Below are 13,174 nucleotides of genomic sequence, written 5' to 3' on the forward strand. Positions count from 1 at the left end.
TGTCATACGCCCTTTTATTTTATATCGGGGTAGAGCGTGCGATGCTCGCCCCTACTATTTAAAGTTCCCCACGCTTTAACATTCCCTGTTTTTTCAAATTCACCAGCAGAATAGAAATAGCTGCCGGTGTGATGCCGGAAATACGGCTTGCCTGCCCGATTGAAACTGGGCGATGTTGCATTAACTTCGCACGCACTTCGTTAGAAAGGCTTTCCACTTTGTCGTAGTCAAACTCGGCTGGAATGAGCGTGTTTTCGTGGCGTTTATGGCGTTCAATTTCGTTGTATTGATGCTCAATGTAGCCTTGATATTTAATCGCAATTTCCACCTGTTCTGCCGCTTCTTTGTCTTCAATCGCTGGGGCAAACGAGGCAATTTGGGTCAGTTTTTCATAACTCATTTCCGGACGGCGGATTAAGTCTTCACCGCTTGCCTCACGAGCCAGCGGAGTATTGAGTAACGCATTCAGTTCGTCCAGATTTGGCATTTGTAAATGCGCCCAAGTCGCTTTTAATCTCGCTCTTTCTTGCTCAATCGCTTCCATTTTTTGATTAAATCTTGCCCAGCGGGCTTCATCAATCAAACCAAGTTCGTGGGCTTTTGGCGTTAAGCGGATATCAGCATTGTCTTCACGCAGTAGCAGGCGGTATTCAGCACGAGAGGTGAACACACGGTATGGTTCCTTAGTGCCTAGTGTGCAGAGGTCATCAACCAATACGCCAGTATAGGCTTGATCACGGGTTGGATACCAACTCTCTTTGCCTTGAACCTGTAAACCGGCGTTAATCCCAGCCAGCAAGCCTTGTGCGCCAGCCTCTTCATAGCCGGTCGTACCATTAATTTGTCCGGCAAAGAATAAGCCGTCAATCGCTTTGGTTTCAAGGGTTGGTTTTAAATCACGCGGGTCGAAGTAGTCGTACTCAATCGCGTAACCCGGTTTGATGATACGGGTGTTTTCCAAGCCTTTCATTGAGTTTACGATTCCCATTTGCACATCAAACGGTAAGCTGGTGGAAATCCCGTTCGGGTAAACCTCAATAGTATTCAAGCCTTCCGGTTCAAGATAGATTTGGTGGCTGTTACGATCGGCAAAACGCATTACTTTATCTTCAATAGACGGGCAGTAACGTGGGCCAACCCCTTCGATAATGCCGGTGTACATCGGGCTGCGATCAAGACTGTTGCGAATTAAATCGTGAGTTTGATCGTTAGTGTGGGTGATGTAGCACGGAATTTGGCGTGGGTGCTGTGACACATCGCCCATAAAAGAGAATACTGGTAATACCTCATCACCGTGCTGTTTGGCAAGTACGTCAAAGTTGATGGTACGGGCATCGAGGCGAGGTGGAGTGCCGGTTTTAAGGCGATCAACACGCAAATTAAGATCACGCAAGCGATCAGCAAGCATTGTTGCCGCAGGATCGCCAGCTCGACCGCCTGCATAGTTATCTAAACCAATATGGATCTTACCTGCTAAGAACGTACCAGCGGTTAAAACTACCGCACGCGCTTTAAAGGTTAAGCCCATTTTGGTGACTGCACCCACTGCACGGTTGTTTTCCACCAAAATATCGACTACTTCTTGCTGGAAAATATCTAAATTCGGTTGATTTTCTAATGCTGTACGCACTGCATTGCGGTAAAGCACACGGTCAGCCTGCGCACGAGTAGCACGCACCGCCGGCCCTTTCGAGCTGTTTAGAGTACGGAATTGGATCCCGGCAACGTCAGTCGCTTTTGCCATTAAACCGCCCATGGCATCGATCTCTTTGACTAAATGGCCTTTGCCGATCCCACCGATGGCAGGGTTACAAGACATTTGCCCTAATGTATCCACATTATGGGTTAAAAGTAGGGTTTTTAAGCCCATTCGAGCGGGAGCAAGTGCTGCTTCTGTGCCAGCATGACCACCACCAACTACAATGACATCATATATTTCGTTATAAATCATATTGATAACCTAAGTGAGAATTCAGTTCAAATAAAGATCTTCATTTTTAAGAAAAGAGTTATTTTACCTTAAAAGCTGATCGCACTAAAGAAATTTAAAGGGATCGAGGGAGAATTGGATCGCTAAGTAATATTAAAGATCTTTATATAAATAGATCATTATTATTGTTATTATTAATTCAAGCTTCTTTGTGGATAACCTAAAAAAGGCTAATGAAAACAGTATGTTAAATATTTAAAAAAGTGTATAGATCGTGATTTTAAGCGGGATCTAAATTGTGAATAAAAAAGTAACTTATCCACAGGCTCTGTCTCTTAAAAAGTTATGCTGATCTCACTACCGATGAAAAAACAGATCATTCACAATGTTATCCACAGGATAAATTAAGAGAGATCCCCTAAAAAGAGGATCTTATTATGATGGGTTAGATAAAATCAAAGAAGAGGATAACTTAATTCTATTACGCCTTTTTGATACCTGTAATTCGGCACCATTCTTCTTTTTCAATGACTGGATCGAGAGTAAAATCTGTATGATAAGCCTCGCAAACACTTTCTGCTTGAGTTGCAAGAATGCCTGATAGCCCTAGGCTACCTTGCGGTTTTACTAGCGTAATGATATTTGGAGCAAGCTCTTTGAGTGGGCCAGCAAGAATGTTCGCAACCACAACATCGGCTTGTAAGTTTTCTGGCTGATCTTTGGCTAGAAATAGTTGTAGTCGTTCGGCAACACCATTAGCTTCAGCATTGCTTTTACTTGCTAGAATTGCTTGTGGATCAATGTCTATCCCAATCGCGGATTTTGCCCCCAGCTTGAGTGCTGCAATAGCTAATATGCCTGAGCCACAGCCAAAGTCGATCACAGTTTTACCTTTAAGATCTAAGCTATCCAGCCATTGTAAACAGAGGGCTGTTGTTGGATGCGTACCCGTACCAAATGCCAAGCCCGGATCGAGCATAACATTAACTGCATTTGGATCGGGGACTTCACGCCAGCTTGGACAGATCCATAAACGTTTGCCGAATTGCATAGGGTGAAAATTGTCCATCCATTCTCGTTCCCAATCTTTATCTTCAATCTGCTCAATTTTATGGGCAAAATCTTCACTCACTAATTTGCTGATTTTTAGGGCTTCTACGATGATATTCATATCTGTTTCTGCATCAAAAAGTGCAACGACATCAGTATTGCCCCAAAGCCGAGTTTCCCCCGGTAAAGGCTCAAAAATAGGGGTATCTTGGCTATCCATAAATGTCACGGAAACCGCCCCAATCTCTTCTAGAAATTCACTAATTTGTTCTGCTTGTTTGTCTGTACTATTTAAACGAATTTGTACCCACGCCATAATGTTTCCTTAATTTTGAACTATTTTTGTTAAAAGAGACCGCTTGTTAGCCTCTACCACCAACTGTAATCTTATCTAGCTTCACACAAGGTTGTCCAACACCTACTGGTACAGATTGTCCCTCTTTACCACAAGTGCCAATTCCTAAATCCAGTTCCATTTTTTTGCCGACCATTGATACCTGCTGCATTGCCTCAATACCTGAACCGATTAAGGTTGCCCCTGTAACTGGTTTAGTTACTTTGCCTTTTTCAATCAAGTATGCTTCGGCGGTTGAGAACACGAATTTACCTGAGGTAATATCTACCTGCCCGCCACTAAAATGCGGCGCGTAAATACCAAAATCGACACTTTCAATCATTTCATCAAATTCATGATTGCCGGCGGTCATATAAGTGTTGGTCATTCTAGGCATTGGCAAATGAGCGTAGGACTCTCGTCTGCCATTACCTGTTGGCGTAACACCCATTAAGCGGGCATTAAGTTTATCTTGCATATAGCCTTTTAAAATACCATTTTCGATCAATACATTACGCTGGCTTGGCACACCTTCATCATCTACTGTGATTGAGCCTCGCATATTTGCTACTGTTCCGTCATCAACAATAGTGCAAAGTTCTGAAGTAACTTGTTCACCAATTCGTCCAGTAAAAAGTGAACTTTCTTTACGGTTAAAATCGCCTTCTAAACCATGTCCAACAGCTTCGTGCAATAAAATACCTGGCCAGCCGGCACCAAGTACAATCGGCATAGAACCTGCAGGTGCTGCCACTGCACCTAAATTTACAATCGCTTGGCGAACTGCTTCTTTTGCCATCCAAACCACACGTTGCTCACCAGATGAATGAGACTCAAAAAACCATTCAAGACTCACTCGTCCGCCTGCACCACAGCTACCACGCTCACGTTTACCATTTTGTTCAACCAAAACGGAAATAGAAAGGCGCACCACTGGGCGAATATCCGTTGCTAAAGTACCATCGGTTGCTGAAATCAGCATCTCTTCATACACGGCAGATAGTCCTGCGTTTACTTGAATTACACGAGGATCTTCGCTTCTCGCTACTTTATCCACCAAATGGAGTAATTCCACTTTTTGTTCACGGCTTAACGTATCAAGCGGATTAATTGCCGGATAACGAGCAATGGCTTGGCTCTGCTTAAACGGCTGGATAATTAATGAACCACTCTCTTGGGTGATACTGCGAGCGGCTATTGCACACTGTTCCAATTGAGCAAGAGAGATTTGATCTGCATAGGCAAATCCTGTTTTTTCGCCTGAAACAGCACGCACACCAACGCCACGATCAATATGAAATCCGCCCTCTTTAATAATGCTATCTTCTAGCGACCAGCTCTCATCTTGGCTGAATTGGAAATAGAGATCGGCATAGTCAATTTGACGAGAGGAAAAATGGTTTAGTACATTGGCTAAATCAGAAAGCTGCAAGCCACTTGGGGCAAGCAAGCTTTGGGAAACTTGGTTTAACATGATTTAAATGGTCTGAATAAAATAAAATCGAATTTTAACGAATTTTTGTTTTTACGGCAAAGTCCATCAGCTAAGCAAAATTGTGCTATAATTCGCCCCTTTTATAGATTTTTAAAGCAAAAATGAGTCAAAATTTAGTTACTTTTTTAACCGAAACCTTAGATGGATTAAAAGCGCAAGATATTCAAGCTATTGATGTAAAAGGTAAATCAAGCATTACTGATACCATGATTGTTTGTACTGCAACCTCAAGTCGCCATGCAGCTTCAACCGCACAAAATTTGATGGATGAGAGCAAAAAAGCAGGTATTGAAGTTTTTGCTGAAGAAGGTAAATCTGTAGCAGATTGGATTGTGGTTGATTTTGGGCAAGCAATTGTACATATCTTGCAACAAGATAGCCGTGAAATGTATCAACTTGAGAAACTTTGGGTGTAATTTTCGATGAAAATTCAACTCATAGCAGTTGGAACCAAAATGCCTGATTGGGTTCAAAAAGGCTTTGAGGAGTACCAACGCCGTTTTCCTAAAGATATGCCATTTGAACTTATTGAAATCCCTGCGGGTAAGCGGGGAAAAAATGCGGATATTAAACGTATTTTAGAACAAGAAGGCAAAGCAATGTTGACCGCGGCAGGGAAAGGTAAAATAGTCACATTGGATATTCCAGGGAAGCCTTGGACTACTGAGCAACTTGCTAAACAACTTGAGGCTTGGAAAAATGATGGACGTGATGTCAGTTTACTTATTGGGGGGCCAGAAGGTCTATCGCCAGTATGTAAAGCTGCTGCGGAGCAGAGTTGGTCATTATCACCTTTAACGTTACCGCATCCTTTGGTTCGTGTTGTTGTGGCTGAAAGCCTTTATCGTGCTTGGTCTTTGACCGCGAATCATCCTTATCATCGGGAATAGTGCTTCTATATGTTTAGTTTGCTCTCCAAATGGGTTAAACCGAAAAAATATGAAAAAGTTCGCAACGGCCAAGCAGAGAAAAACCTGTTTATCCGTCGTGCGTTGGTCGCTTTTTTAGGGGTGCTTGGATTAACTGGGATTTTGCTAACTAACCTGTATAACTTACAGGTGGTCAATTATGAATCCTATGAAACTCGTTCAAACGGAAACCGTATTAAATTATTGCCCGTACCACCTACTCGAGGCTTAATTTATGATCGTAATGGTAAGGTTTTAGCGGAAAATATCACCTATTTCGGGCTCTATATTATTCCCGAAAAAGTGGATAACTTAGAGCAAACTCTAGATGAGCTCAAGGCTTTGATTGGATTGAGCGATGAGGATATTGAACATTTTTATAAAGAGAAGAAAAGAGCCTCTCGCTATACGCCAATTTTGCTTAAACCTGATTTAAATGAGGAACAAATTGCACGTTTTTCGGTAAATCAGCATCGTTTTCCAAGTATGGATGTTCATCCTTATTTTAAGCGAAATTACCCTTATGGCGAGATGATGACGCACATTATCGGCTATGTCGCAAAGATTAATGACAAGGATAAAAAGCGATTAATTGAAGAGGGTAAATTTGGTAATTATGCAGGTTCGCACGATATTGGAAAGCTAGGTATTGAAAAATATTATGAAGAACAACTGCATGGTATCACGGGCTTTGAAGAAGTAGAAATTAATAACCGAGGCAAGGTTATTCGTAAATTGCGCGATCAACCTGCGGTGGATGGTAGTAGTGTCAAATTGACGATTGATATAGAACTGCAACGCTATATTACAAATTTGCTCGGCAGACAGAAAGGGGCCATTGTGGTATTGGATCCTAATGATAGCAGTATTCTCGCAATGGTAACCAACCCTACCTACGATAACAATTTATTTGTAGGGGGAATTTCTGGCAAAGATTATAAACTCTTACTTGAAGATGAAGATCGCCCATTGTTGAGCCGAGCAACGCAAGGAACTTATCCGCCAGCTTCTACGATTAAACCCTTTATGGCTGTAGCAGGGCTAACCGAAGGTAAAATTACACCAACGTCTAGTGTATTTGATCCTGGTTATTGGATTGTACCAGGGACAACCCAGCGTTTCCGCGATTGGAAAAAAAGTGGACATGGGCATACCAATGTGAATAAGGCGATTGTCGAATCGGCAGATACTTATTTTTATCAGCTCGCCTACGATATGGGCATTGATAAAATGTCGGCGTGGATGAAGATGTTTGGTTTTGGCATGCCAACTGGTATTGATTTGCATGAAGAATCTGTTGGAATCATGCCTAGCCGTGAATGGAAACAAAAACGTCATAAAAAACCGTGGTTACAAGGTGATACTGTTAATACAGGGATTGGGCAAGGATTCTGGATTGCTACACCATTACAGTTGGCAAAAGCAACGGCAGTATTAATTAACGATGGTAAGGTAAATACGCCACATTTAATGAAAGAGGTGTTGTCGGGAGAGATAATGCCTTACCAAGATCCAAAACTGTACGATGATATTCAAGGTGTCCCCCAACGTTTTTGGCAGATTTCAAAATTGGGTATGTATAACGTAAATCATGCAAGTAATGGTACAGGGAGAAAAGCTTTTGCTGGTGCATTTTACAAATCTGCAGGCAAAACAGGTACAGCACAGGTTTTCAGTTTAAAAGGGAAAGATTACAACAAAAATACGATTGCGAAAAAGCTACATGACCACGGCTGGTTTATTGGTTATGCCCCTTATGAGAACCCTAAAATGGTTATCTCAGTTATTTTAGAAAATGCTGGTGGGGGCGGGAGCACCGCAGCCCCGATGGCAAGAAAAGTAATGGATTACACCTTAAGACATTTAAACGACCAACCAAATTTGCAAAATAATAGCGAAAATCAACCGCTTGCAACGGAGAGTGATAGTGAGTAAAAAATCTTTTTGGACTCGTTTTGAGCGGCTATTTGCGATTGATTTTGTCTTATTAACTGGACTATTGATTATTAGCGCCTATGGCATGCTGGTATTATATAGTGCCAGCGGTGGTAGCGAGCGGATGTTTACTAATAAGGTCGTTCAAGTTGCTCTAGGTATGAGTGTTATGTTGGTGATGGCTTACATTCCACCTCGTTTTTATCAGCGAGTTGCACCATATCTTTATTTAGGCTGTATTGTGTTACTAATATTAGTGGATGTGATGGGGGAAACCAGTAAAGGTGCTCAACGTTGGTTAAATCTTGGTTTTGTGCGTTTTCAACCCTCAGAAATTGCTAAACTTGCAGTACCATTGATGGTCGCTACTTATCTTGGAAATCGCCCTTTACCACCAGATTTTCGAGATACATTTATTACTTTAGTTATCATTATTGTACCTACTCTATTAGTCGTTATTCAGCCTGATTTAGGCACTTCTATTCTAGTTTGTGCCTCTGGTATTTTTGTGCTGTTTTTAGCTGGGTTAAGCTGGAAATTAATTAGCGCTGGGATAATTTTTCTTGCGGGCTTTATTCCTATTATGTGGCTTTATCTAATGAAAGATTATCAGAAAACTCGCGTAATGACACTGCTTGACCCAGAGAAAGATCCGCTTGGTGCAGGTTATCATATTATCCAATCTAAGATTGCGATTGGTTCTGGCGGTATTGACGGTAAAGGATGGATGGAAGGCACGCAATCGCAGCTGGAATTTTTACCAGAACCTCATACAGATTTTATTTTTGCGGTATTGAGCGAAGAGCATGGCATGATTGGCGTGTTAATTTTACTTGCAATATACCTTTTTATTATTGCTCGCACTTTAATTGTGGGCGCAAAGGCGAGTAATGCTTTTGGACGTATTTTGTCTGGTGGTACTGCATTGCTATTTTTCGTTTACGTTTTTGTGAACATTGGTATGGTAAGTGGTATTTTACCCGTGGTAGGAGTGCCGTTACCGTTATTCAGCTATGGTGGAACATCATATGTTACGCTCATGGCTGCATTCGGATTAGTGATGTCGTCTTATGTATATCGTGAGCGAAAAGATCGTAATAATCCTTATAACAGAAAATAAATTTCTGTCCTGAAAAAGGAGATTAAGCATGAAATTGAATAGACTTGTCGTACTGTTATTTGCCAGTATTTTTGCATTAAGCTCGGTAAATAGCATGGCGATAGTAAAAAAACAGACGGCATCCAAGCCTGCAGCTGCAAAAACGACAAAGAAAAGTACCACTAAAACGAGTACGAATCACAGTAAAACTCACTATGGCGTGAAAGGGCACAAATTACAACCAACCAAAGTGAGTAGTACGACTTATTCGTACCGTGAAAAAGGCAAAACTCACAAAACCATTAGCAAAGAAGCTTCTCGTAATTATAGTCAGACAGGGATAGCCAGCTATTATGGCGGTATGTTTAATGGGCGTAAAACCGCAAATGGCGAGATTTTTAATGAAAACCTTTACACCGCAGCACATAAGACACTAGCATTAGGTTCCTACGCTTTAGTGACAAATCTACGCAATAACAAAAAAGTTATCGTAAAAATTAATGATAGAGGGCCTTTTAGTAAAGCTCGAATTATCGATTTATCTAAAGGTGCTGCTCGAGAAATAGGAATGATTCATTCTGGTGTGGCGCAAGTAAGAGTTGAAGCGTTACATGTTGATAGTCGAGGCTATATTTCTGGTAAAGGCGCAGAGTCACTGTATCGTTTAGCTAAAAAAGAAGGGCTACCTCTGAAACTAAAAGAGGGGAGTTCAACACTTGCTTTTAAAGCGGATGAAGGCGTAAAGAGTAAAAAAGCAGACAGTAACTTAAAAAAAGGGAAAAACCATTCTGCTCCGGTAGAAAAATTATCAGGAAGCAAAGTTATTGTGACAACTAAAACGCTTAAAGAGGCAAAAAAAATAGCTCTGCAAGTTAAACAAAAAGCAGTGGTAGAGCCGTCTGGTAGTAACTATCGTGTCTTAATTAAAGTGGCTAATAAAGTTGAATGCGATAAAGTGCAAAAGCAGGTTAAAAAATTGGCTCACTATCAATCTATTCACTATTCATCAAAATAACGGAACAATAAAATGAAGTTGAAAAAACAGATCTTAAAATCTCTTAGTTTATGTGCTTTAGCTGTATCAAATATAAGCTACGCGCAAGATTTTGATTACGGTATTACGGCTCCTCAGCTGAATGCCCAGACCTATATCCTTATGGATTATAACTCCGGTGCAGTGCTGGCGGCTCTTAATCCGGATCAACGCCAATACCCAGCTAGCCTGACCAAAATGATGACTGGCTATGTAGTCGGGGATGCACTAAAACAAGGAAAAATCAAAAATAGTGATGTAGTCGTCGTTTCTGAAGATGCATGGGCTGGTAATAAAAACCTAAAAGGTTCTTCACTGATGTTCTTAGAAATCAATACTCAAGTCTCAGTTGAAGATCTGAAAAAGGGATTAGTCATTGTTTCAGGAAACGATGCTTCAATCGCTCTTGCAGAACATGTTTCTGGCACGCAGCAAAACTTCATTGAAACAATGAATAAATATGTACAACAGTTTGGATTGAAAAATACGCATTTTACAACAGTACATGGATTAGATGATCCTAATCAATATTCATCTGCGCGTGATATGGCAATTATTGGTTCACACATTATCCGCGATCAGCCAGAAGAGTATAAACTCTACGCAGAAAAGGAGTTCCAATATAACATTAAAAAACCACAACCAAATCGTAATGGTTTATTGTGGGATAAATCAATGAATGTAGATGGTTTAAAAACCGGACATACAAATAAAGCGGGTTATAACCTTGTTGCCTCTGCATATAATACCAATACTCGCTTAATTTCCGTGGTAATGGGTGTACCAACATACAAAGGGCGTGAAGTTGAAAGTAAAAAATTATTGCAATGGGGCTTTGCGAACTTTGAAACGTTGAAACCACTCTCTGCTGGACAAAGTGTGATTGAAAAAAGTGTGTACTACGGTGACTTAAATAAAGTACAAGTTGGCGTATTACAAGATAGTTTTATCACTGTGCCAAAGGGTAAATCAGGCGAGCTGAAGGCGCGTTACACCCTTGATAGTAAAAATCTAGAAGCACCACTGAGCAAAGGACAAGTAGTTGGTAAAGTGATTTATCAACTCAATGATAAAGACATTGCGAGCATTGATTTACAAGTAATGCAGGATGTACAAGAGGCAGGCTTTATTGGCAAAGGCTGGGACTGGCTAATGCTAACAATTAAAAGCTTATTTGATTAACTTGTAATTTAAACGAACTATCCCCATCTTTGGGGGATTGATTTTTAAGCGGTAGGATTTCGCAACTTTTTTGCAAAATCTTACCGCTTGCATTTGAAAGGAATAGTAATGACCACTCAAAGAACCGTAAATCTTGCAGATTTAAGCCAAGATAAAAAACTTAAAGATCTTTTAGAATTTCCGTGTGATTTTACTTTTAAAGTTGTTGGCGCCGCTCGTCATGATTTAATTGATGATGTAGTTATGGTAGTACAACAGTATGCAAAAGGTGATTACAACCCACGCCATGCGGTAAGTAGTAAAGGAACATACCATTCTGTATCTATTGATATTTTCGCTGAGCATATTGATCAGATTGAGACGCTCTATGTGGAATTAGCGAAAATTCAAGGGGTGAGAATGGTGTTATAGTTTTTCATTTTTACAAAATGAATGTAGGGACTCGCCCTTCGAAAAGATAAATGAGAAAGTCTATGCCTAAACTTATTATCAAAAATCTCGGCATTCAGCCTTATGAAGATATTTGGCACAAAATGCAAACCTTTACTGACACTCGGGATGAGAATAGCGCCGATGAAATTTGGCTAGTACAACATCCGTCAGTGTTTACGCAAGGTTCAGCTGGCAAGCCAGAACATCTGCTTAATCCGCACAATATTCCAGTTGTACAATCGGATCGAGGAGGGCAAATTACCTACCACGGTGAAGGGCAGCAGATTATGTATGTCTTACTGGATATCAAACGCCTAAAAGCTGCTGGCAAAGAGATCAGCGTACGAGAACTTGTTACGGCATTAGAACTAAGTGTGGTAAAAACGTTAGCTGATTATGGTATTGATAGTTATGCTAAGCCAGATGCGCCAGGGGTTTATGTGGATGGCAAAAAAATCTGCTCACTTGGATTACGTATTCGTAAAGGTTGCTCATTTCATGGTTTGGCGCTGAATATTAATATGGATTTAACACCTTTTTTCTATATTAATCCATGCGGTTATGCGGGGTTAGAAATGTGTCAGCTCAAAGATTTTATTGGCGAGGAGCAAGCACAGTGTGCTTTAGTTTCACCACAATTAGTCAAATACTTTACTGAAATTGTCGGATATAATGCCGATCAAATTTGTGAACAATAGGAAAAATAATGACAACACCTTTTAAAATGGAGCGCGGTGTAAAGTATCGTGATGCCGCAAAAACGTCCATTATTCCAACTAGAACCATCGACCCAGATCAAGAATTACTCAAAAAACCAGAATGGATGAAAATTAAGTTGCCAGCCAACTCAGCAAAAATAGATTCCATCAAAAATGGTATGCGTCGTCATGGTTTACATTCGGTGTGTGAAGAAGCAAGTTGCCCAAACTTACATGAATGTTTCAATCATGGGACAGCAACCTTCATGATTATGGGGGCAATTTGTACTCGTCGTTGTCCATTCTGTGATGTGGCGCACGGTAAGCCGCTTCCGCTTGATAAAGATGAGCCCAAAAAATTGGCGGAAACAATCCAAGATATGAAACTCAAATATGTAGTGATAACATCTGTGGATCGTGATGATTTACCTGATCGTGGTGCAGCGCACTTTGCTGAATGTGTCAAAGAGATCCGCGCGCTTAATCCAGGAATTAAAATTGAGATTTTAGTGCCAGATTTCCGTGGACGTATTGAGCAGGCGGTAGCAATTCTTAAACAAAATCCTCCAGATGTATTTAACCATAACATGGAAAACGTGCCTCGTCTCTACCGCGAAATTCGCCCTGGAGCAGATTACGAATGGTCGCTCAAATTACTGAAAACCTTCAAAGAGGAGTTCCCAGATATTCCGACTAAATCTGGGATTATGGTTGGTTTGGGTGAAACTAACGAAGAAATTTTACAAGTAATGCGTGACCTGCGTGCAAATGGTGTGACTATGCTTACACTTGGCCAGTATTTACAGCCAAGTCGCCACCACTTAAAAGTGGAACGTTATGTGCATCCAAGTGAGTTTGATATGTTCCGCGAGGAAGCTCAGGCCATGGGATTTGAACACGCTGCTTGTGGGCCATTTGTCCGTTCTTCTTACCACGCCGATTTACAAGCAAAAGGCGAATTAGTGAAATAATTCAAAGAGCTGCCAAGATAGGCGGCTCTTTCTTTTAGTTTTCTGTATAATAGCCATTATTTACCGTAAACAAGCGGTTAAATTTCTAGAAAATTTTGCAAAATTGA

At 40.9% G+C, this 13,174-nt stretch carries 12 protein-coding genes; 9 read left to right on the forward strand and 3 right to left on the reverse strand.

Annotation, left to right across the window (positions count from 1 at the left end; all coding sequences use genetic code 11):
• Positions 1-58 precede the first annotated feature (58 nt).
• From mnmG to tldD, 3 genes are all read right to left on the reverse strand, one after another.
• The gene (gene mnmG / locus EDC51_RS05035) at positions 59-1,951 is read right to left on the reverse strand and encodes a tRNA uridine-5-carboxymethylaminomethyl(34) synthesis enzyme MnmG (RefSeq protein WP_131928352.1); all 1,893 of its coding nucleotides are present in this window, start codon (positions 1,949-1,951) and stop codon (positions 59-61) included.
• Between the two features lie 460 nt (positions 1,952-2,411).
• On the reverse strand, positions 2,412-3,296 hold the full coding sequence (prmA, locus tag EDC51_RS05040) for a 50S ribosomal protein L11 methyltransferase (RefSeq protein WP_131928353.1): 885 nt from the start codon (positions 3,294-3,296) through the stop codon (positions 2,412-2,414).
• A gap of 46 nt (positions 3,297-3,342) precedes the next feature.
• Positions 3,343-4,788 (reverse strand): metalloprotease TldD, encoded by a 1,446-nt coding sequence (tldD, locus tag EDC51_RS05045; protein WP_131928354.1) that lies wholly within the window; start codon positions 4,786-4,788, stop codon positions 3,343-3,345.
• A gap of 122 nt (positions 4,789-4,910) precedes the next feature.
• Here tldD and rsfS point away from each other — a divergent pair, with 122 nt between their 5' ends.
• The 9 genes from rsfS (at position 4,911) to lipA (ending at position 13,067) form a co-directional block, all read left to right on the forward strand.
• On the forward strand, positions 4,911-5,225 hold the full coding sequence (gene rsfS, locus EDC51_RS05050; protein ID WP_025266645.1) for a ribosome silencing factor: 315 nt from the start codon (positions 4,911-4,913) through the stop codon (positions 5,223-5,225).
• 6 nt (positions 5,226-5,231) lie between these two features.
• On the forward strand, positions 5,232-5,699 hold the full coding sequence (rlmH, locus tag EDC51_RS05055; RefSeq protein WP_131928355.1) for a 23S rRNA (pseudouridine(1915)-N(3))-methyltransferase RlmH: 468 nt from the start codon (positions 5,232-5,234) through the stop codon (positions 5,697-5,699).
• A gap of 9 nt (positions 5,700-5,708) precedes the next feature.
• Positions 5,709-7,652: a penicillin-binding protein 2 gene (gene mrdA / locus EDC51_RS05060; protein ID WP_125134407.1), complete on the forward strand. Its 1,944-nt coding sequence runs from the start codon at positions 5,709-5,711 to the stop codon at positions 7,650-7,652.
• Positions 7,645-8,772: a rod shape-determining protein RodA gene (gene rodA, locus EDC51_RS05065; protein ID WP_015433657.1), complete on the forward strand. Its 1,128-nt coding sequence runs from the start codon at positions 7,645-7,647 to the stop codon at positions 8,770-8,772. The genes mrdA and rodA overlap by 8 nt, the downstream gene beginning before the upstream one ends.
• Before the next feature lie 28 nt (positions 8,773-8,800).
• Positions 8,801-9,766, forward strand: a complete 966-nt coding sequence (locus tag EDC51_RS05070; protein WP_131928356.1) for a septal ring lytic transglycosylase RlpA family protein — start codon at positions 8,801-8,803, stop codon at positions 9,764-9,766.
• Positions 9,767-9,784: 18 nt separating this feature from the next.
• A complete protein-coding gene (locus EDC51_RS05075) occupies positions 9,785-10,966 on the forward strand; it encodes a serine hydrolase (RefSeq protein ID WP_025266647.1) in 1,182 nt (393 codons plus the stop codon).
• Between the two features lie 108 nt (positions 10,967-11,074).
• The gene (gene ybeD / locus EDC51_RS05080; protein WP_025290084.1) at positions 11,075-11,377 is read left to right on the forward strand and encodes a DUF493 family protein YbeD; all 303 of its coding nucleotides are present in this window, start codon (positions 11,075-11,077) and stop codon (positions 11,375-11,377) included.
• A 62-nt stretch (positions 11,378-11,439) separates the two neighbouring features.
• A complete protein-coding gene (gene lipB / locus EDC51_RS05085) occupies positions 11,440-12,096 on the forward strand; it encodes a lipoyl(octanoyl) transferase LipB (RefSeq protein ID WP_015433653.1) in 657 nt (218 codons plus the stop codon).
• An 8-nt stretch (positions 12,097-12,104) separates the two neighbouring features.
• On the forward strand, positions 12,105-13,067 hold the full coding sequence (gene lipA, locus EDC51_RS05090) for a lipoyl synthase (RefSeq protein WP_025266648.1): 963 nt from the start codon (positions 12,105-12,107) through the stop codon (positions 13,065-13,067).
• The last annotated feature ends 107 nt before the right edge of the window (positions 13,068-13,174 follow it).

This window comes from Bibersteinia trehalosi (assembly GCF_004346205.1).
Lineage (GTDB): Bacteria > Pseudomonadota > Gammaproteobacteria > Enterobacterales > Pasteurellaceae > Bibersteinia > Bibersteinia trehalosi.